This is a genomic window from Cobetia sp. 14N.309.X.WAT.E.A4 (assembly GCF_030397495.1).
Classification (GTDB): Bacteria; Pseudomonadota; Gammaproteobacteria; order Pseudomonadales; family Halomonadaceae; genus Cobetia; species Cobetia marina.
In genome coordinates this window covers 104,047-124,055 of record NZ_JAPNXT010000001.1, presented here as the reverse complement: position 1 = coordinate 124,055, position 20,009 = coordinate 104,047, and the positions used below count along the sequence as shown (strand labels likewise).

At 60.1% G+C, this 20,009-nt stretch carries 17 protein-coding genes; 11 read left to right on the top strand and 6 right to left on the bottom strand.

Annotated elements, in window-relative coordinates; translation table 11 throughout:
• Positions 1-1,491 carry a glucose-6-phosphate dehydrogenase gene (gene zwf / locus OW493_RS00560; RefSeq protein ID WP_077371740.1) on the bottom strand — a complete coding sequence of 497 codons (1,491 nt, stop codon included), beginning with the start codon at positions 1,489-1,491 and terminating at the stop codon, positions 1-3.
• Positions 1,492-1,863: 372 nt separating this feature from the next.
• On the opposite strand from zwf, the gene OW493_RS00555 reads away from it, so the two are divergent.
• The 6 genes from OW493_RS00555 (at position 1,864) to OW493_RS00530 (ending at position 7,786) form a co-directional block, all read left to right on the top strand.
• Entirely contained in the window at positions 1,864-2,721 is an 858-nt protein-coding gene (locus OW493_RS00555) for a MurR/RpiR family transcriptional regulator (RefSeq protein WP_077371737.1), read from the top strand.
• A 119-nt stretch (positions 2,722-2,840) separates the two neighbouring features.
• Positions 2,841-3,722 (top strand): putative selenate ABC transporter substrate-binding protein, encoded by an 882-nt coding sequence (locus tag OW493_RS00550; RefSeq protein WP_084209792.1) that lies wholly within the window; start codon positions 2,841-2,843, stop codon positions 3,720-3,722.
• Between the two features lie 3 nt (positions 3,723-3,725).
• The gene (locus OW493_RS00545; protein ID WP_289862793.1) at positions 3,726-4,451 is read left to right on the top strand and encodes an ATP-binding cassette domain-containing protein; all 726 of its coding nucleotides are present in this window, start codon (positions 3,726-3,728) and stop codon (positions 4,449-4,451) included.
• Positions 4,441-6,000: an ABC transporter permease gene (locus OW493_RS00540; protein WP_289862792.1), complete on the top strand. Its 1,560-nt coding sequence runs from the start codon at positions 4,441-4,443 to the stop codon at positions 5,998-6,000. The genes OW493_RS00545 and OW493_RS00540 overlap by 11 nt, the downstream gene beginning before the upstream one ends.
• Positions 6,001-6,078: 78 nt before the next feature.
• The gene (locus tag OW493_RS00535) at positions 6,079-7,359 is read left to right on the top strand and encodes a cation diffusion facilitator family transporter (RefSeq protein ID WP_289862791.1); all 1,281 of its coding nucleotides are present in this window, start codon (positions 6,079-6,081) and stop codon (positions 7,357-7,359) included.
• Between the two features lie 124 nt (positions 7,360-7,483).
• Complete coding sequence (locus OW493_RS00530; protein WP_077371726.1) at positions 7,484-7,786, top strand: hypothetical protein; 303 nt, start codon at positions 7,484-7,486, stop codon at positions 7,784-7,786.
• Positions 7,787-7,834: 48 nt separating this feature from the next.
• Here OW493_RS00530 and OW493_RS00525 read toward each other — a convergent pair whose 3' ends face one another.
• The gene (locus OW493_RS00525; RefSeq protein WP_289862789.1) at positions 7,835-8,281 is read right to left on the bottom strand and encodes a pilin; all 447 of its coding nucleotides are present in this window, start codon (positions 8,279-8,281) and stop codon (positions 7,835-7,837) included.
• Positions 8,282-9,043: 762 nt separating this feature from the next.
• Between OW493_RS00525 and pilB the strand changes: the two genes are divergently transcribed.
• The 5 genes from pilB (at position 9,044) to yacG (ending at position 14,109) form a co-directional block, all read left to right on the top strand.
• Positions 9,044-10,780: a type IV-A pilus assembly ATPase PilB gene (gene pilB / locus OW493_RS00520; RefSeq protein ID WP_279855174.1), complete on the top strand. Its 1,737-nt coding sequence runs from the start codon at positions 9,044-9,046 to the stop codon at positions 10,778-10,780.
• A gap of 245 nt (positions 10,781-11,025) precedes the next feature.
• Complete coding sequence (locus OW493_RS00515) at positions 11,026-12,264, top strand: type II secretion system F family protein (protein ID WP_289862788.1); 1,239 nt, start codon at positions 11,026-11,028, stop codon at positions 12,262-12,264.
• A gap of 99 nt (positions 12,265-12,363) precedes the next feature.
• Entirely contained in the window at positions 12,364-13,224 is an 861-nt protein-coding gene (locus tag OW493_RS00510; RefSeq protein ID WP_084209205.1) for an A24 family peptidase, read from the top strand.
• A complete protein-coding gene (gene coaE / locus OW493_RS00505) occupies positions 13,224-13,871 on the top strand; it encodes a dephospho-CoA kinase (protein WP_289862786.1) in 648 nt (215 codons plus the stop codon). The genes OW493_RS00510 and coaE overlap by 1 nt, the downstream gene beginning before the upstream one ends.
• Positions 13,864-14,109, top strand: a complete 246-nt coding sequence (gene yacG, locus OW493_RS00500) for a DNA gyrase inhibitor YacG (protein WP_289862784.1) — start codon at positions 13,864-13,866, stop codon at positions 14,107-14,109. The genes coaE and yacG overlap by 8 nt, the downstream gene beginning before the upstream one ends.
• A 128-nt stretch (positions 14,110-14,237) precedes the next feature.
• Here the strand turns inward: yacG and OW493_RS00495 are convergent, their stop codons facing one another.
• The 4 genes from OW493_RS00495 to OW493_RS00480 form a co-directional block, all read right to left on the bottom strand.
• Positions 14,238-15,191, bottom strand: a complete 954-nt coding sequence (locus OW493_RS00495; protein ID WP_077371708.1) for a Nudix family hydrolase — start codon at positions 15,189-15,191, stop codon at positions 14,238-14,240.
• A gap of 108 nt (positions 15,192-15,299) precedes the next feature.
• Positions 15,300-16,523, bottom strand: a complete 1,224-nt coding sequence (argJ, locus tag OW493_RS00490) for a bifunctional glutamate N-acetyltransferase/amino-acid acetyltransferase ArgJ (protein WP_289862781.1) — start codon at positions 16,521-16,523, stop codon at positions 15,300-15,302.
• A gap of 116 nt (positions 16,524-16,639) precedes the next feature.
• A complete protein-coding gene (secA, locus tag OW493_RS00485; RefSeq protein ID WP_289862779.1) occupies positions 16,640-19,402 on the bottom strand; it encodes a preprotein translocase subunit SecA in 2,763 nt (920 codons plus the stop codon).
• 170 nt (positions 19,403-19,572) lie between these two features.
• On the bottom strand, positions 19,573-19,953 hold the full coding sequence (locus OW493_RS00480) for a hypothetical protein (RefSeq protein ID WP_289862778.1): 381 nt from the start codon (positions 19,951-19,953) through the stop codon (positions 19,573-19,575).
• Positions 19,954-20,009 lie beyond the last annotated feature (56 nt).

The following is a 20,009-nucleotide window of genomic DNA, read 5'->3' as shown; positions in this document are numbered from 1 at the left end:
TCAATACTCCTCATACCAGCTGCGACCATCACGCGTGATCATCGCGATGGAGGAGACCGGCCCCCAGGAGCCCGCCGGATAACGACGCGGCGTGGCAGCGCGCGATTCCCAGCCATCGATGAGGGTATCGACCCAGCGCCAGGCGTGTTCGATCTCGTCACGACGCACGAACAGATACTGCTGACCCTTGATGACCTCGAGCAGCAGACGTTCGTAAGCTTCCGGAATCCGGCGCTTGGGGAAGGCGCTGTTGAAGTCGAGATCCAGCGGACCCGGACGCAGGCGCATACCCTTGTCGAGACCGGAGTCCTTGGTCAGCACCTGCAGCGAGATGCCTTCGGAGGGCTGGAGACGAATGATCAGCTTGTTGGCCGCCAGCGAGCGCTGGTCCGGATCGAAGATGTAGTGCGGCTGCTGACGGAAGTGGATCACGATCTGTGACAGCTTCTCGGGCATGCGCTTGCCGGTACGCAGGTAGAACGGCACGCCTGCCCAGCGCCAGTTGGACACTTCGGTCTTGAAAGCCACGAAGGTCTCGGTGGAGGACTCGGTATTGGCGCCCTCTTCTTCCAGATACCCCGGCACGTGCTGACCATCGACGGCACCCGCGATGTACTGACCACGTACCAGATCAGTGTTCAGACGCTCACCGGTGATTGGGCGCAAGGCCTTGAGCACCTTGACCTTTTCATCGCGAATGGCATCGGCGTCCAGATTGGACGGCGGGTCCATCGCGATCAGGCACAGCAGCTGCAGCAGGTGATTCTGCACCATGTCACGCAGCTGACCCGCCTGATCGAAGTAGCCCCAGCGTCCCTCGATACCGACCTTCTCGGCCACGGTGATCTCGACGTGGGAGATGTGGTTCTGGTTCCACTGATTGCCGAACATCGGGTTGGCGAAGCGCAGTGCAATCAGGTTCTGAACGGTTTCCTTGCCCAGATAGTGATCGATGCGATAGATCTGCGACTCGTGGAATACCGCGCCGATGGCATCGTTGATGACACCGGAGCTTTCCAGGTCGGAGCCGATCGGCTTCTCGACCACGACACGCGAGTTCTCATCCAGACAACCGGCGGCCTGCAGGTTGTTGCTGATGTCACCATAGATGCGTGACGGCACGGAGAGGTAGATCATCAGCGGGCGCGGCGAAGGCTTGCCCTTGGCGTCAACCCGCCAGTCGGCGATGGCCGAGTAACCTTCCACCGTGCTGAAATCCAGCGCGGCGTAGCTGATACGGGCGAGGAAGCGCTCGATGGCAGCCTTCTCGAAATGCTCCGGCTTGACGCGCTCCTTGAGCGAGGCCTGCACGGTTTCCTTGAAGGATTCGAGGCTGACGTCCTGACGCGCCAGGCCGATCAGGCGAGTTGCCTTGTCGAGCAGACCATCGCGATCAAGGTGGTAGAGGGCTGGATACAGCTTGCGCTTGGCGAGGTCGCCCAAGGCGCCGAACAGGGCAATATCCACGCCCGGAATGGTGTCGGAACTCATGCAGCCGATTTCTCCCGTCGAAACTGCCCTGCATGCCTGGCTGGCCGATACGGTGATGCCCTCCCTGAATCTCCGATGGCGCGACGCGAGGGGCGCAGCACGCAGGATTTCAAGAGGCATGTGGGACACCGGGACGGCTGTGGCGATACATGGCTGGTTATATTAACAACAAATGTAGCGATAACGTCGCGCTCTCTCAAGACAAATCGCCCAACAAGTAGGTAAACTTACCTAAAAGTGGTAGCCAGCGGACGTTTCACTGAGCTTGGAGCATCGTCCGAGGCAAAGGGATGCTTGGCCTGCCAGACGAGTGAGGCTAGGATGCCCAGATTACGTAGTTATTTCACTACACAATGGCAAGGTAATCGGCGAATGGCAGTACACGACCTCATCAACCGCATCCGCGAACGTCTCGACGACCTCAATCGTTCAGAGCGCAAGGTCGCTGACGTCATTCTGACAGATCCGTCGGCCGCCACGGGAATGAGCATCGCGGCACTCGCTCAGGCCTCCCTGGTCAGCGAGCCGACCGTCAACCGTTTCTGTCGCAATTTCGACGCCAAGGGCTTCCCGGACTTCAAGATCAAGCTGGCCCAGAGTCTGGCCGGTGGCACGCCCTATGTCTCGCGCAGCGTCGAGCAGAATGATGACGCCGAATCCTATGGCGACAAGATACTTGGCGCCACGGTTGCCGCTCTCGATGATGCGCGCCGCGCCCTTGATGCCAAGCGCATCGAACGTGCGGTGGATTATCTGAGCCAGGCCAAGCAGATCTGCTTCTTCGGCCTGGGGGCTTCCGGGCCGGTGGCGGCAGATGCCCAGCACAAGTTCTTCCGTTTCAATCTGCCCGTGATGGCCTATGAAGACGTGCTGATGCAGCGCATGGTCGCGGCCGCCTGCCATACCGGTGACGTGATCGTGATCATCTCCTATACCGGCCGCACGCGGGAACTGGTCGATATCGCCAGGCTGGCGCGCGGCAACGGTGCCGCCGTGCTCGGCATCACCGCGCCGGACTCTCCGCTGGCGCGCGAGTGTACCGAGGTGCTGGAAGTCATGGCACCGGAGGACACCGACATCTACATGCCGATGACTTCGCGCATGATCCATCTGGCTCTGATCGATGTGCTGGCGACCGGCGTGACGCTCAGGCGTGGCGTGGACTTCCAGCATCACCTCAAGAAGATCAAGGATAGCCTCAAGGACACCCGTTTTCCGCCGGAATCCTGACGGTTCAAGCAGCGGTGGACTTGCACCGATGCCGCCAAGGCACAACAATACGCGCCATGAACCTGCATGCGGCCGCTGGCTGCATGATCTCCCATGTCGTGAATGCCGAGGAAGCCCCCATGCGCTGGTTGGCCACTGCTGCTCTGACCCTGTTCTCTGCCCTGCCTTTCAGCATCAGTCTGGCGCAAGCCGAGACCTTCAAGTTCACTGCCATTCCCGATGAAGATGAGTCGCGTCTGGTGGAGCGCTTTGACAAGGTCGCCGACTACCTGGAAGAGAAGCTCGGGGTGGATGTCGAGTACGTGCCGGTCAAGTCCTACAGCGCCGCGGTCAGTGCCTTCCGCAATGATCAGATCCAGATGGCATGGTTCGGCGGCCTCACCGGTGTCCAGGCCCGCCAGCTGGTGCCGGGCTCCCAGGCGATCGCCCAGGGTGTGGAAGATGCCGCCTTCCGCAGCTATTTCATCGCACGACGTGATCTCAAGCTGGCCGGCGATGCACAGACGCCGCTGGAGACGCTGCCCGAATCCGTGGAAGGCCACTCCTTCACCTTCGGTGCCAAGACCTCCACTTCCGGCCGCCTGATGCCGGAATACTACCTGCGCGAACAGTTCGATGACGCCCCCGAGAAGGTCTTCTCGCGCGTCGGCTTCTCCGGTGATCACTCACGCACCATCGCGCTGGTTGCCGCCGGCACCTACGACGTGGGCGCCGTGAACTACGCCGTGTGGGAAGCCGCCGTCAAGGATGGCAAGGTCGATCCCGCCAAGGTCCAGGTACTATGGGAAACTCCGGCCTACCCCGACTATCAGTGGACAGTACGCGGCGATGCCGACAGCCACTACGGTGCGGACTTCACGCAGCACCTCACTCAGGCGCTGCTGGACATGAAGGATCCGGACCTTCTGGAAAGCTTCCCGCGCTCCGGCTTCATCCCGGCCAGCAATGATGACTACGCCCCGATCAAGACGGTTGGCGAGCAACTCGGTCTGCTGCGCTGAGTCATGACCCAGGCAACACCCTCTCCCCTGCTGCACCTGTCACGACACCACCTCGGCCATGGCGCCGAGGTGGTGTTACGCGATCTGGACGTTCAACTCGAGCATGGCGAGCGCGTCGCTCTGCTTGGCGCCAGCGGTGCGGGCAAGTCCACGCTGCTGGAAGCCTTGCGCAGCGCCCTGCACGAGCAGGGTACGCCTGCAGCCTGGTGCCCTCAGCGTCAAGGACTGGTGCCTCAGCTCTCCGTGTATCACAACATCTTCATGGGCAGGCTGGATCAGCAATCGTCGCTGACCAACCTGCTCAATCTGCTGCGCCCCAGGCCCGCTCATTGGCAGGCAGTCGCCGCCGTATGTGAACCTCTGGGCATCGCCGGCCTGATGGAGCGATCGGTCGAGGCGTTATCCGGTGGACAGCGTCAGCGGGTGGCCATCGCTAGGGCACTTTATCAGGGACATGATCTGTTTCTCGGGGACGAGCCTGTGGCGAGCGTGGACCCGCATCAGGCCAGCCAGCTGATCCACTGGATTCACTCTCGCCATGCCACCAGCGTGGTAGCGCTTCACCAGAAGGAGTTGGCACTCACTCACTTCACTCGTGTCATCGGTCTGGGCAAGGATGAGAACGGCAACGGCAAGGTACTGCTCGACGCCAATTCCGACGACCTGAAGCCGCAGGACCTCGACTGCCTCTACCCTGCCGCCAGCAGTGAGCCACTTGATGTCGACTGATCCCGGCCTCGCGCTCTCCAGACTGCGCAAGCCGCCACGCTGGTGGCAGGCGCGCAGTGAAGGCTCACACCTGCTGCGGCTCGGTATCGGCCTGCTGGCTGCCATGCTGATACTGGCCCCCTTCGGTGATCTCTCCATTACCTCCCGGGAGCCCTGGCAGGAACTTGGCCGCATGCTGAATGGCCTGGTGATGCCGACCCCCAGTGCACTGGAATCACCAGTGCAAGCCTTGATCCTGACGGTGGCGTTCGCCCTGTGGGGGACGCTGCTGGGGGCGCTGCTGGGACTGCCCCTTGCGCTGCTCTACTCCCGCTCACGAGCATTGCGCGCTGTCTGCGCCGGCCTGCGGGCCGTGCATGAGCTGTTCTGGGCACTGCTGCTGCTGCAGGTATTCGGCCTGTCCGCCATCACGGCGCTGGCCGCGATCACCATCCCCTACGCGGCAACCTTCGCCAAGGTCTACGCCGAGATACTGGAACAGGTTCCCCAGGCACCGCGCCGCGCTCTGCCTGCCGCCACATCACGCCTGATGTGCTTCGTGTATGCAGAACTCCCACTGGCATGGTCGCGATTGGCGAGCTACACCCGTTACCGTTTCGAGTGCGCGCTACGAGCCAGCGTCCTGCTGGGCTTCGTCGGCTTGCCGACGTTGGGCTTCTATCTGGAAAGTGCTTTCCGCGAAGGGCGCTACCATGAAGCCGGCGCTCTGCTGTGGGTCTTCTACCTCCTGATCGCCACGCTGCCATGGTGGGGGCATCGTCGCCTGCTGCCCCTTCTGGGAGTCGCCAGTCTCTGGTGGCTGGGGCCATGGCCGGACGTGAATCCGACACTGCTGTGGCGCTTCCTCAGCCACGACATCTGGCCAGCGCCGCTGGTCAATGCCAGCGTCGAATCACTGATGTCCGGCCAGCTACTTGCTGATCTGCTGGATTGGGCGAGCCATCTGCCCCACCTGCTGTCCGCGCTGGGCAACACCCTGCTGCTCGGCCTGCTGGGCACCGCAGGCAGCCTGCTGATCGCCATGCTGCTGTGGCCATTGGCCAGCCGACATGTGGGAAATCGCGCCTCCCGACAGGCCACTCAAGGGCTGATGATCTTCCTGCGCACCACCCCTGAGCTGATGCTGGCCTTCATTCTGCTGCTGCTACTGGGCCCCTCGCTCCTGCCTGCCTGGCTGGCACTGTCCCTGCACAATGGCGCCATCATCGCCTTTCTATGTGCACGACATGCCAACCAGATCCAGCTGCCGCCCGGCAAGCCCCGCGGACGACTGGAAAGCTGGCTGTATGAGATCAACCCGAGAGTCGCGCCCGGCATGTTCGCACTACTCTTCTATCGCGCCGAGACCATCATTCGCGAGACGGCGATTCTCGGCATGCTCGGCGTGGCAACGCTGGGCTTCCATATCGATTCGAGCTTCGAGTATCTGATGTTCGACCAGGCCTTTGCATTGCTGCTGCTGACCGCAATACTCAATATCGTCGTGGACAGCGTCGCGCGCCGTCTGCGTCCGACGCATGAAATCGCCGAAGACAGCTGCGTTCGCTGACCTCACTCCTTGCTAACCTGCATTCGATTCATGTGCAAGCAGTCACTTCCCTCACACCCGGCCTGCCGCGAGCTTCCCATGACGACATCCGCTCAGACGAAGACAGATTCTGCCGCACAGGCCAGACGTGAGGCGCAGCGCATCACCCTGATCGGCGCGGCGCTGGATGGGGTGGTGGGCGTCGCCAAGCTGATCGTCGGCAAGCTGGTCGGCTCTCAAGCCTTGATGGCCGATGGCATCCATTCACTGTCAGACCTGGTGACGGATGCCTTCGTGTTGGTGGCCACTCACTTCGGCCGTCAGGCACCGGATCGCTCCCACCCCTGGGGGCATGAACGCATCGAGACGCTGGGCACGCTGGTGCTTGGCAGCTTACTCATCGCCGTGGCGGGTGCAATCGGCTGGGAAGGTGTGCTGCGCAGCTGGGAGCTGATATTCGGCACGCTGAGCATTCCGCTGCCAGGTGCCCTGGGCATCGGCGTCGCGGTGATTTCCTTGATCGCCAAGGAAGCCATCTTTCGTGCAACGCTCAAGGTGGCTCGCAAACAGAAGTCCAGACTGCTGGAAGCCAATGCCTGGCACTCACGCAGCGATGCGCTCTCGACCGTCGCCGTGCTGGTGGGCTTGATCGGCACTCAGCTCGGGGCGGGCTGGATGGATGGGATAGCTGCCATCATCGTCGCGGTGATGGTCGGCAAGATCGGCATATCGCTGGCGTGGGAAGCCTCACGGGAATTGATCGACACCGCTCTACCACGCGAACAACAACGCGCCATGAGTGAATGCCTGCTGTCATTGCCGGAAGTGCGTGGCGCACATGATCTTCGCAGTCGCACGCTCGCCGGTCGTATCGTGCTGGAAGTCCACCTGCTGGTCGCGCCACGCATCAGCGTCTCCGAAGGTCATGCCATCGGCCATCACGCCGTGGCACGCCTCAAGTCAGAATTCCCCCAGCTCAGCGATGTGCTCTATCACATCGACCCCGAAGACGATTCACATATCGGCCAGGCGGATACGACACATCCCACACCCATGCAGCCACTGCCGCTGCGCAGCGAGATCATCACTGCACTTGATGTCTGCTGGCAGTTACACCCTGTATGGCAAGAACGCAGCGGGCTGATGCTTCACTATGTCAATCATGTCACCACACCCCCCTCTGCTCCCTCGAGTGCTCCACATGTCGATGTCCAATTGGAGGTTGCCGAACAGGCATTCACTTCGCTCAGCGAATGTAACCTGGCACCTTCCTCACGCAACACGACAGTCGATGAACTGCAACGCCTGGCGAAGGACATCCGCTGGCTGGGCACGATAAGACTCAGCATCATTTCGCGTGCCCAAGACGCCGAAACGTGAGTTACACTTTGCGATACACAGCAGTCTGCGCGGCGGTGCAGTGCCTCAACGAACCCACTATTGACGATGATGTTCGTCACCTTGCCCATCTTCAGTGATCACACAAACACCCAAGGAGCACGCCATGAGCAACGCATCCGGCGAAATGCACAAGACACGCATCATCAATGAACTGAAAGGTTTCATTCGCAAGCTGCTGCAAGACCCGAAGATTCTCGAGCAGTCACTGGTGGTGGCGCGAGCGCGCCTCAAGGAAGGGGCAGAACAAGGAAAAAGCGAGCAAGCGGTGCTGGCCATCATCGCCAACGAGATTTCTGACACTACCAGCATCCATATCCCGGAAGATCCGGCGGAACATTCCGACGCGGACAAGCTGTTCCTGGAGCTGCTTAAGGATGTGGTAGAGGAAGAAGAAGCGCTTTATTGAACACAACAAAAAAACCGCCCCGTGGGGCGGTTTTTTTTTTAATTTATTTTACTGGCACGATTTGGGGACTAAAGCAGCATCCAATGCCGCTGTGCCATCAGAAGTAGCGCAAGACCAAGAGTATGATCCGCCAGTATCACTCATTGTAAGAGCAATTGTTGCACTAGCAATATCACTAGAAACTTCTGAACTGCGCATAGTGGAAGTCACAACACAGGAGGGAGCTGTACCAGTAACTACTACAGTTTGCACATACCTTCCTGCAGGAGTAGTTGCGTCCCCCATACCACTAACATCAGTACATGCTTCGCCTTGACTAATAGCATCAACCACGTCAGTTTTCTTACCAGCAGCCAATTCGAAAGCTTCGGAAAGCTGGGCTCGAGTTGTATAATCTTGGTAACGCGGAATCGCAATTGCTGCCAGAATACCGATAATCGCGACCACGATCATCAGCTCGATCAATGTAAAACCTGCCTGTTGCTTGCGTGTCATGGTGTGACTCCCTTGCCTTTGCGTAGTGAGATCAGGTCGTACGTCCTGAAACCCCGGTTACTGTCCCTGAACATCAAACTGTTACTTAGGGTGACATGCCGTGTCGAGCGTTGCGACTCTGTATCAGCATCTCACCATTGTTAGCATAACATTTTGATATCACGGGGTATCGACCGGACGGGACGATTGATACCACAGCCACAGTTCAGGTGCCATTGCCATGTCGCAAGTCGCTTTCAAGGCGGCGCTGACGGCTGCTTGTGAGTTACAATAGATTACACTCGGTCACATTGCAAGCAACACCATGAAATTCTTTCTGCCCATCAAACCAACGCAGCTCAACGCTCACTGCAACTGCCTGACTACATCAGACTTCCCCTCCTTGATGGCAGTCTGATGACAAGACGGCGTTCAAGGGCCTGCTTTGATCTCTCCTTTTTACCCTCCCTCTTTTGCCCTGCAAGTCAGCCTCTCAAGACACGCCATCAGTGGATCTTCTCCTGGCCACCGCTCGAACATCGCCGAGTCCGACTGAGGCACTGACGGCTGCCTCCAAGCCTCTAGCTCGGGAGTGGGCTGGTAAAGTGAGGGTGCCGGCATTTCTGCCAAGTGCCAATCAGGCTACACTGGAGACAACATCAGCACTCTCGCAACTCACCACCATGGCGAGAGCGTGCAACGGTATTGGGGGCTGTCAGGTATCGCGGCGCTCATCGACACTAGCCGCAAGACAGACTTTCAGATTCGCCACAGGACTTTTCTATGCCCCAGAGTGATCAGACATTGAAGGGATTTGCCGCTCGCCTGGTGGAATCAGGCTTGCTGGAGCCTCAGGCTGCCTTGCTGGCTGAGCAGGAGGCCAATGAGGCTGGCGAGAGTCTGCTGCTGCATGTCATCACTCATGGCTTGGCTTCGGCACGTGAGGCCACCTTGGTGGCAGCATGGGAATACGGGCTGCCCTATGTGGATCTCGATGCAATACGTATCGATTCACTCCCGAGCATTGATGAGCTGCCAGAGAAGGTACTGCGAAAGCTGGGCGTACTGCCGCTCTATCGACGCGAACATCGTTTGACCGTCGGCGTGCCCTCGCCATCGACACTGACTCACCTTGATGAGTTGCAGTTTGCCACCGGTCTGTCGATTGAAAGCGTGCTGGTCGCCGCCGATCAACTCGCACCTGCGCTTGAACAATATCTGGAAGCCGGCGAAGAAAGCGCCATGGACATGCTGAGCGAAGATGGTGAGGCTCTGGATGGACTCGAATTCGAAGGCGAAGAAGACAACAACCATGATATGGCCATCACGGCCAATAGTGATGATGCGCCAGTCGTGCGCTTCGTTCACAAGGTACTGTTGGATGCCATCAAACGCGGTGCCTCGGACATCCACTTTGAACCTTATGAATCTACGTACCGGATTCGCTTTCGTATCGACGGCATGCTGGTCGAGAATACTCGCCCGCCCTTCAACATGCGCAATCGTATCTCGGCGCGCTTGAAGGTGATGTCGCGCATGGATATCTCCGAGCGTCGCCTGCCTCAGGATGGCGCCATCAAATTGCGACTTTCCAAGTCACGCTCCATCGATTTCCGTGTCAACACCTTGCCAACTGTTTACGGGGAGAAGTTGGTACTGCGTATTCTTGACCCCAGTTCCGCCAAGATGGGCATCGAGGCACTGGGCTTCGAGCCGGAACAGCGTGCCATGTTCGAGAAGACACTTGGCGAGCCTCAGGGCATGATCCTTGTCACCGGCCCTACCGGTAGCGGCAAGACCGTTACCCTGTATACCGGCTTGAACATCCTCAACACGCCTGAGCGCAATATCTCGACCGCGGAAGACCCGGTCGAGCTCAAGGTGGAGGGCGTCAATCAGGTCAACGTATTACCCAAGATAGGGCTCGACTTTGCCTCGGCACTGCGCGCCTTCCTGCGCCAGGATCCCGACGTGGTGATGGTCGGGGAGATTCGGGACAAGGAAACCGCCGAAATTGCCGTCAAGGCCGCGCAGACAGGCCACCTGGTGCTCTCGACCCTGCATACCAATTCTGCCCCTGAAACGTTGACGCGCCTCAGCAACATGGGGATCGCGCCCTTCAACATCGCAAGCTCGGTTTCCTTGATCATCGCGCAACGTCTGGCGCGGCGTCTGTGTCCCCACTGTCGCCAACCTGCCGAGATCCCCCAGGAAGCCATGGCCTCGATGGGCTTCAGCGCAGAAAATGGCTTCAGTGCGGAAGATCTGGAAAATGCCACCATCTATCGCCCGACGGGTTGCAGCCAATGCACGCTGGGCTACAAGGGACGCGTCGGCATCTATGAAGTGATGCCCATCTCTGATGAGATGAGCCGCTTGATCATGCGGGAAGGCACCGCGATAGAACTGGCGGACCAGGCGCGCAAGGAAGGGTTGTCGGATCTACGTCGCAGCGGCCTGCGCAAGGTCATGGCGGGCATGACGTCGCTGGAAGAAGTCAACCGTATCACCAAGGATTGATGACAACATGCTGGAGCGTTGACAGCGCCGATGTGAACAATCTTCACCAGCGCTGACTTTTGCTCAGTCATCAGGCACATTGAACGTGGATTACCTCCCACCGCGATGAGCAGGTCACTCATGCACTGACTGCCAGCAGTGTAAATCGCGGCAAAGGGAAGGAGCAGCCACTGGCCTGCTCACGTGTAACATGAGTCTCGCGAGTCAAGACGGGGACTCTCATTCATCAGGGAATGACAACCGACATGGCGACGATCAGAACTGCCAAGAAAGACAAGAAGAAGGCGGGCATAGAAACCTGGCAATGGACGGGCAAGAATTCGCGTGGTGAAAAGGTCAAGGGCGAGCTGATGTCCGCCAATGTCGACCAGGTGAAGAATACGCTGGTCGGCCAGGGTATCGTCGTCAAGCGTTTGCGCAAGAAATCCGCCCTGTTCGGTGGCAGCAAGAAAGTCAGCGGCAAGGATGTCACCATGTTTGCCCGCCAGATGGCAACGATGATTCGCGCCGGTGTCCCCGTTCTGCAAGCCTTCGGTATCGTCGCCGAGAGCATGAAAAGCCCGGGCATGCGACACCTGGTGGAAGATCTGATGAATCAGGTCGGTGCGGGCGCCAGCTTCTCGGAAGCACTACGCAAGCACCCGCAACATTTTGACAATCTCTTCTCCAACCTGGTCGCCGCAGGTGAGCAGGCGGGTGCCCTCGACAAGATGCTGGACCGCGTCGCGACCTACAAGGAGAAGATCGATTCCCTCAAGGCTCGCGTGAAAAAAGCGCTCTACTACCCCATCGCCGTCATTGGTGTGGGTATCGGGGTAACGGCGATTCTGTTGATCAAGGTCGTTCCCCAATTCGAAAGCCTGTTCCAGGGCTTTGGTGCTGAACTACCCGCTTTTACTCAACTGACCATCACTTTGTCAGAGTACGCCCAGAATTATTGGTACATCGCTTTGGGCGCCGTGATTCTGGCAGCCATACTTGTCGCTCAAGGCATGAAGCGCTCCGACAAGTTCGCCTATGCCATGCATCGCTTCATGCTCAAGATTCCGGTGCTGGGTGATATTCTCGACAAGTCATCCGTGGCACGTTATTCACGCACTCTCGCCACCACCTTTCAGGCTGGCGTGCCGCTGGTAGAATCACTGGATACTGCTGCAGGCGCTTCCGGCAACAAGGTCTATGAACGCGCCATCGCCCAGATCAAGGAGGATGTCTCCACGGGTCAGCAGCTCAACTTTGCCATGCGCAATACTCAGCTGTTTCCCACACTTGCGGTGCAGATGGTGGCCATCGGAGAAGAAGCCGGCTCTCTAGATGCCATGCTCAACAAGGTGGCCGACTTCTATGAAGAGGACGTCGACAACAAGGTCGATGCCCTGACCTCACTGCTGGAACCCCTGATCATCGTGGTGCTGGGCACTCTGGTTGGCGGGCTGGTGGTGTCGATGTATCTGCCGATCTTCGAACTCGGCAACGCTATCTGATACTTCACGGTCAGATGCTTCATCATGACAGGCGGCCGCGACACCCGAAGGGGCGCGGCCGCCTCATTTCCAGTCCAGCTTTTCTGACAAGGATGTTCCGTGGATTCTCTCGCCTCCCTCTCCCCCGCTCTTCAGGCCTGCCTCGCGGGGATTTTCGGCCTGTTGATCGGCAGTTTTCTGAATGTAGTGATCACACGCCTGCCGGTGATGATGATGCGTCAGTGGCGTGCAGAAGCACGTGAAGCGCTGGAACTGGAGCCGGAAGCGTCGCCACGCTTCAATCTGTTGGTGCCTGCCTCGCGCTGCCCTGGCTGCGACACCCCAATCAAATGGCATGACAATCTCCCTGTCATCGGCTGGCTGAAACGCCGCGGCCGCTGCGCGAGCTGCAATACCCGTATCAGTGCACAGTATCCACTGGTGGAGCTCGCCGGTGGCGCGCTCGGCGCTTCCATCGCGTTGATCTACGGCCTGGAAGCACAGAGCCTGTGGATCTTCGGCGCCTGTCTGACACTGCTGGTGTTGTCAGTGATCGATTTTCGCACCCAGCTGTTGCCTGATGCCATCACGCTACCGTTGCTGTGGGCCGGTCTCGCCTACCAACTGCTTTTCCAGCCATTGATGCTGCCCAGTGCCGTGATTGGTGCCATGGCCGGCTATCTGGTGCTGTGGAGCTTCTACTGGCTGTTCAAGCTGGTGACTGGCAAGGAAGGCATGGGCTATGGCGATTTCAAGCTGTTGGCGGCACTGGGCGCCTGGCTGGGCTGGCAGTGGTTGCCACTGCTGTTGATCCTCTCTGCGGGACTCGGCGCAGTACTCGGCATCCTGTTGCAACTGCTGGTGCCGCGCCTGCGGGGAGCCCCCATGCCATTCGGCCCTTATCTGGCCGTGGCAGGCTGGATTGCGCTATTGTTCGGCACCCCGCTGATGAGCCTCTACCTCAGCGTGATAGGTGCCTGATGACGACTGCGCTCAATCAAGGCCCCATCATCGGGGTGACGGGTGGTATTGGAAGCGGAAAATCCAGTGTGGCACGGATGTTCGGAGAGCTCGGCATCCAGTGGGTGGACGCCGATGATGTCTCGCGCGAGATCGTGCGTCCCGGCGAAACCGCACTGGCCGAGATCATCGCCCACTTCGGCGAGTCGATCGTCACGGCGCAGGGCGAGCTTGATCGCGCCGCGCTGCGCGAGCGGATCTTTGCTGCCCCCGAGGAGCGTCAATGGCTGGAGCGCTGCACCCATCCGCGTATCCGGGAGCGCATCGTGCAACACCTGGCGGCCATAACCAGCCCCTACCGCCTGCTGGTCTCTCCCCTGCTGTTCGAGTCCGGCCAGGACAGCCTCGTCTCACGCACCCTGGTGGTGGATGTCAGCCAGGATGTTCAGCTGGCGCGCACGCTGAGCCGCGATGGTGTCAGCGAAGCGCAGGTACGCGCCATCCTCGCGGCACAGCTGTCACGCGAGACACGACTGGCCAAGGCCGACGATGTCATCGACAATAACGGCAATCAGGCGAGCTTGCGTGAGCAGGTCGCGGCCATGGATGTCCGCTATCGCTCGCTGGCCGCCTCCAATGCATCATTTCAGGAGCTTCCCGATGTCTGACTCCGCGTCCTCACAGCCCCATAAGGCGCCCTTGTCCGTTGCCTGCCCGCAATGTCGAACCCCCGTGGCATGGAGCACCGCCAGCGAATTCCGCCCCTTCTGCAGCAAGCGCTGCCAACTGCTGGACCTCGGCGCCTGGGCTGATGAGTCCCACAGCATCGCCGGCGAGCCGGCCATGGACGAGACCAGCATCGACGAGATGGTGGCACGCATGGAGCGCGACTTGAATCAGCAGTAGCGCTCGAGAGAGCCCTGCTGGTTCAGACTGGCTCAAGCTCGACGCTCAAGATGCTCGCCAAAAAAAGACCCTCGAGGCTGGCCTCGAGGGTCTTTTTCGTTCAGGCAACTGACATCAAGGCGCGATCATCACTTCCAGAAGTCACGGATCGATGCGATACCCTGGGCGCCGACGGCGCGCGCATGGTCACTGTCATAGCGCGACATCCCCCCAAGGGCATAGACCGGCATGCAGGCCTGCTCGACCAGCTCCTGGAAGTCATGCCACCCCAGTGGCGCACGCTCAGGATGGGAAGGCGTGACACGCAGCGGTGAAAGGCTGACGAAATCACAGGTCACCCGTCCCGCCTGATCCAGCTGTGCCTGATCATGCGTCGAGGCGGACAACCACTTGTTGGCTGCGATCGGACGCTCGCCCTTCTCTGCCAGCTCCGCCAGACGCACGCTGGTCAGGTGGATACCGTCCGCATCGACCTTGTCGAGCATGGAAGGCTCGGCATTGAGCAACAGACGCGCACCACGTGCATGACAGATCGCCAGCGCCTTCTCGGCCCGGGCAATGTACGCCGCCTCATCGAGTTCCTTGGCACGCAGCTGTACCAGGCGCACGCCATCTTCATCCAATGCACGGATCAAGCGTGTCTCGAAGATTCCCTCATCAGCCTCTTCCGGCGTGATCAGATACTCGCGTGGCAGCGAGACCGCGCGCAGAATCGGCAGATTCGCAGCCGGGAAGGCGTATTTGTAAAGGTCCTCGATCTCGACCCAACGCACTGCCTGCCCTTCGCGGCCGAAGGGCTCGCCATTGAACTGACGCGTTTCCCACACATCCAGCAGGATATGCTTGTCCGGATATTCGTGATGAATGCGGATCAGCGGCTGAGCACGCGTGATCTCGACCCCCAGCTCTTCGCACAGCTCACGCTTGAGCGCTTCCAGACCGGTTTCGTAGGGCGCCAGCTTGCCACCCGGAAACTCCCATAAGCCGCCCTGATCCACCGTCGAGGGACGGCGTGCAATCAGGACCTGGCCCTGTTCGTTTAAGATGGCGGCAGCCGCCACGTGAACCCTTCGCTTCGGCATGATGCCTGTACCTTTGACTCGCGTTGTACATCCGACTCCACCCTGATGAGGCGAAGCCTGCGGGAGATGTTGCATTACCGTTTCAGCGTAAGCCTCTGCCCTCAGGCATCAGCTACGATAATCGGCATTGATCGAGACGTAATCGTGGGACAGATCCGATGTCCAGATACGCGCCTTCTGCTGGCCACGCCCCAGGCGGATACCGATCACCAGCTCTTCCTCGGCCATGGCAGCACTGCCGGCAGCCTCGGTATAGCTGGCGGCTCGTCCGCCCTGCTCGACGATGCTCACGCCATTGAGCGTGATCGCAACGCCGTCAACCTCAAGATTTTCCAACGGCGCCCGTCCGACGGCCGCCAGAATTCGTCCCCAGTTGGCATCACTGGCGTAGAGAGCCGTCTTGACCAGTGGCGAGTGAGCCACGGTGAAGCCGACCGCACGCGCCTCTTCCACGGAGCGCGCTTCCTCCACCTCGAGGGTGACGAACTTGGTCGCCCCTTCACCATCACGGATGATGGCCTGCGCCAGCTCGAGCATGACGTCGGCCAGCGCAGCCTCGAAGGCGACCAGATCCTCACCCTCGACCCGAGCGGCCCTGGCCGTGACAGCCAGCATGCACGCATCATTGGTCGAGGTATCGGAATCCACCGTGATGCTGTTGAAGCTTCTGACCACGACCCGGCGCAGCATCTCATCCAGCGCAGACTGATCGATGGCGAGATCCGCGTCAGTGGCCACGAAGCCCAGCATGGTCGCCATGTTGGGGCAGATCATGCCAGAGCCCTTGGAAACCCCGGCAATGGTGACACACTCGCCATTGGCCAGCGTCACGCTACGCCAGCTGCCCTTGGGCCGGGTATCGGTGGTCATGATGCCGTGTGCCGCGTCGGACCAACCTCCCTTGCCCAATGCCGCAAAGGCCGTCGGCAGTGCGCCGGTCAGACGATCCATCGGCAAGGGCTCACCGATCACGCCGGTGGAGAACGGCAGAACGGCCTGTGCACCACAACCCGCGACATCGGCCAGGAACTCACAGGTAGCAAGCGCGTCTGTCATGCCCTGCTCACCTGTCCCCGCGTTGGCGTTGCCGGTGTTGATCACCAGATAGCGCGGCCCATCGATCTCGGCCTTGAGATGTCGACGCGCGACATGCACCGGTGCCGCACAGAAGGCATTGCGCGTGAAGGTTCCCGCGAGACGCGATCCTGCATCGAGCGCCATGATCACCAGATCACGTCGCCCCGGCTTCTTGATACCGGCTTCAGCAACCCCGATCTGCAGGCCGGAAATTTCCGGCATGTCTGCGGGGAAAGTGGAAGGCCCTACCGCCATCGTTCACGTCTCCAGTCGCGTTGTCCTGTCACTACACGGCATCGCGGGACAGACGGTGCTGCTCCGCGATGCATTCGATACTCAGTACTGAAAAGCTATGCTCAACGCTGAAAATCTCAGCTCAGCTTGCCATGGCACTGCTTGTACTTCTTGCCGGAACCGCAGGGGCACGGATCATTGCGGCCAACCTTGGGGACATCACGGCGCATCGGCTCATTGTCGCCCTGCGCCTGCGGTGCCGCACCGTACTGCGCCTCGACGATCTCCTCGGCAGCCTGAACGCTCTCATCGCTGACGGTGTCATCTTCCACGCGACGCGTCTCGGCACTGGCCTGCTCGCGCTCGAGATTGGCACGACGCTCCTCTTCCAGCGTGTCGACCTCTTCCTGACGACGTACCTGGACGTGACTCAGAATGCGCACCACGTCAGCCTTGATGTTGACCAGCAATGACTGGAACTGTTCGAACGCCTCGCGCTTGTATTCCTGCTTGGGATTCTTCTGAGCGTAGCCACGCAGGTGGATACCGCGCCGCAGGTTGTCCATCGCCTGCAGATGCTCTTTCCAACGCGTATCGAGCACCTGCAGCATGACCTGCTTCTCGAAGCGGCGCATCAGCTCGGGACCGACAGCCTCTACCTTGCCGGCATAGAGTTCCTCGTGTGCCGTCTGCAGTCGTTCACGCAGAGTCTCTTCATGGAAGTGCTCATCCTCTTCCGCCCATTGCACGAGCGGCAGGTCGAGGTTGAAGTCCGTCTTGAGGTCATTCTCGAGCCCCGGAAGATCCCACTGCTCCGGCAGGCTCTGCGGCGGCACGCGCATGGAGATGGCGTCGTCCAGCACTTCACGGCGGATGCCGGCGATGTTCTCGGCGATCTCGTCGGCTTCCAGAATGTCGTTGCGCTGCTCGTAGATCACGCTGCGCTGATCGTTGGCGACATCATCGTACTCAAGCAGCTGCTTGCGCACGTCGAAGTTGCGACCCTCAACCTTCTTCTGCGCGCGCTCGACGGCATTGGAGACCATCTTGTGCTCGATGGCTTCGCCCTTCTCGAGCCCCAGCGCGCCCATCAAACGCTGAACGCGATCGGAGCCGAACAGGCGCATCAGGCTGTCTTCCAGCGACAGGAAGAAGCGCGTGGAGCCCGGGTCACCCTGGCGACCGGCACGACCGCGCAGCTGATTGTCGATACGACGCGATTCGTGACGCTCGGAGCCGATCACGTGCAGACCGCCCGCTGCCAGCACGGCCTCGTGACGCTCCTGCCAGCCATGCTTGATCTCGTTGATCTGCTCTTCGGTCGGCGCTTCCAGCTCGGCAAGCTCGGCTTCCCAGTTGCCGCCCAGCATGATGTCGGTACCACGACCCGCCATGTTGGTCGCGATGGTCACCGCGCCCGGACGACCCGCCTGGGCGATGATGGCAGCCTCACTGACGTGTTGCTTGGCATTCAGGACGTGATGCTTCACGCCAGCCTTGTGCATCATCTGGGACAGCAGTTCGGAGGTCTCGACTGACGCCGTACCGACCAGCACCGGACGGCCTTCGGCGACCTTCTCGCGGGCATCCTCGATGATGGCGTTGAACTTCTCTTCCGCGGTCAGATAGACCAGATCATTCATGTCCTTGCGCGCGATGGGCTTGTTGGTGGGGATCACCATCACGTCGAGGTTGTAGATCTGACGGAATTCGAAGGCCTCGGTATCGGCGGTACCGGTCATGCCGGCCAGCTTCTCGTAGAGACGGAAGTAGTTCTGGAAGGTGGTCGAGGCCAGCGTCTGGCTTTCCTTCTGGATCGCCACGCCTTCCTTGGCCTCGACGGCCTGATGCAGACCCTCGGACCAACGACGACCCACCATGGTGCGGCCGGTATGCTCGTCGACGATCACCACCTCGCCGTTGTGGACGATGTAGTCGACGTCCCGCACGAACAGTTTCTGGGCACGCAGCGCGGAGTGCACATGATGCAGCAGACTCAGGTTCTGGGCGGCGTAAAGAGAGTCTTCCTCGCCGAGCAATTCCTGGGCACGCAGCAGTGACTCGACCTTCTGATGGCCCTGCTCGGTCAGCTCGACCTGCTTCTGCTTCTCATCGAGAGTGAAATCGCCACTCTCCGGATCTTCTTCGTCGGTGCATTGCACGAGCTCACGCGCCATGCGATCGATGATCTTGTAGAGGTCGGTATTCTCCTCCACCGGACCGGAAATGATCAGCGGCGTGCGCGCCTCATCGATCAGGATGGAGTCGACCTCATCGATGATAGCGTAGTGCAGCTTGCGCTGGACCTTGTCTTCCAGCGCGAATGCCATGTTGTCGCGCAGGTAATCGAAACCGTATTCATTGTTGGTGCCGTAGGTGATGTCGGCCTGGTAGGCGGCACGCTTGTCCTCGTTGTTCTGGCCGGAGAAGATGACGCCCACGCTCAGCCCGAGGAATTCATACAGCGGACGCATCCAGTTGGCATCACGCGTGGCCAGGTAATCATTGACCGTCACCACGTGAACGCCTTCACCAGCCAGGGCATTCAGGTAAACGGCGAGTGTCCCCACCAGCGTCTTGCCTTCGCCTGTCTTCATCTCGGCGATGCGCCCTTCATGCAGCGCGATGCCGCCTACCATCTGGGTATCGAAGTGACGCATGCCCATGATGCGCTTGCTGGCCTCACGCACGGTGGCGAAGGCCTCCGGCAACAGCTTGTCGAGGTTCTCGCCTTGCGCAAGGCGCTCACGGAATTCAGCCGTCTTGCCCGTCAGCGCCTCATCCGCTAGTGATTCGAGACTTTCCTCGAGGGCATTGACGGCATTGACCCGCTTGCGCAGTCGCTTCACCTCACGGTCGTTCTTGGAGCCCACTACCTTGGTCAGAAATTTACCCAGCATCATCTATCCCTGTCCGTGCCCGGTGGGCACGCCTTCTAGAATCTTGAGATATACGCGTGCGCTTCACGCGCCAGAAGCATCCCGCAGATGGCAACTGGCAAACGGCACACGCGAAAAGGAAACGACATCACCATCACCGGCGCCGAGGGCCAGGTGACGGACAGATTCTCTCAGGACACCAGAGGTGGTGCGCGCGCGGACATGGCATTCGCCAATCCGCGCAGCAGTACGCGAGCACAGGAGACAAAGCGTCGTTGACGCGAAAGATTGGGACTTCTCTGAGCACCGGGACGGATGAGTCGGCGCAGTGAACGCAGGCTCTGACGGCGGCTCTCGGCGCGAATCACGCCCGGCGCCAGCAATTGGATGCTGGCCAGGGTCAGATTGACGCGCTCGACCTGCGCGGCGCTCAAGCCAGCGGGGAACAGACAGCTGATCAGCAGGCCGGCCAGCAGCCAGCGCGGTGCCGTGCGCACCGACCAGCGACGCGCGCTGCCGCTACCGGAAGCCGGCAACGGTCTCGAGCGTGCTATGGCGTCGTCATGGCTCATGCTGTTGCCGGACTCCTGCTCATGATAGATTGCCGGAAACCACTGAACCGGCATGC

What these genes read in the sequence shown, in the direction of transcription:
- coaE (WP_289862786.1), top strand. Translation starts at nt 13,224, where the DNA reads ATGACGACTGCGCTCAATCAAGGCCCCATCATCGGGGTGACGGGTGGT.
- OW493_RS00525 (WP_289862789.1), bottom strand. Translation starts at nt 8,281, where the DNA reads ATGACACGCAAGCAACAGGCAGGTTTTACATTGATCGAGCTGATGATC.
- OW493_RS00530 (WP_077371726.1), top strand. Translation starts at nt 7,484, where the DNA reads ATGAGCAACGCATCCGGCGAAATGCACAAGACACGCATCATCAATGAA.
- OW493_RS00545 (WP_289862793.1), top strand. Translation starts at nt 3,726, where the DNA reads ATGACCCAGGCAACACCCTCTCCCCTGCTGCACCTGTCACGACACCAC.
- OW493_RS00540 (WP_289862792.1), top strand. Translation starts at nt 4,441, where the DNA reads ATGTCGACTGATCCCGGCCTCGCGCTCTCCAGACTGCGCAAGCCGCCA.
- OW493_RS00555 (WP_077371737.1), top strand. Translation starts at nt 1,864, where the DNA reads ATGGCAGTACACGACCTCATCAACCGCATCCGCGAACGTCTCGACGAC.
- pilB (WP_279855174.1), top strand. Translation starts at nt 9,044, where the DNA reads ATGCCCCAGAGTGATCAGACATTGAAGGGATTTGCCGCTCGCCTGGTG.
- argJ (WP_289862781.1), bottom strand. Translation starts at nt 16,523, where the DNA reads ATGGCGGTAGGGCCTTCCACTTTCCCCGCAGACATGCCGGAAATTTCC.
- OW493_RS00550 (WP_084209792.1), top strand. Translation starts at nt 2,841, where the DNA reads ATGCGCTGGTTGGCCACTGCTGCTCTGACCCTGTTCTCTGCCCTGCCT.
- yacG (WP_289862784.1), top strand. Translation starts at nt 13,864, where the DNA reads ATGTCTGACTCCGCGTCCTCACAGCCCCATAAGGCGCCCTTGTCCGTT.
- secA (WP_289862779.1), bottom strand. Translation starts at nt 19,402, where the DNA reads ATGCTGGGTAAATTTCTGACCAAGGTAGTGGGCTCCAAGAACGACCGT.
- OW493_RS00495 (WP_077371708.1), bottom strand. Translation starts at nt 15,191, where the DNA reads ATGCCGAAGCGAAGGGTTCACGTGGCGGCTGCCGCCATCTTAAACGAA.
- OW493_RS00480 (WP_289862778.1), bottom strand. Translation starts at nt 19,953, where the DNA reads ATGAGCCATGACGACGCCATAGCACGCTCGAGACCGTTGCCGGCTTCC.
- OW493_RS00535 (WP_289862791.1), top strand. Translation starts at nt 6,079, where the DNA reads ATGACGACATCCGCTCAGACGAAGACAGATTCTGCCGCACAGGCCAGA.
- OW493_RS00515 (WP_289862788.1), top strand. Translation starts at nt 11,026, where the DNA reads ATGGCGACGATCAGAACTGCCAAGAAAGACAAGAAGAAGGCGGGCATA.
- zwf (WP_077371740.1), bottom strand. Translation starts at nt 1,491, where the DNA reads ATGAGTTCCGACACCATTCCGGGCGTGGATATTGCCCTGTTCGGCGCC.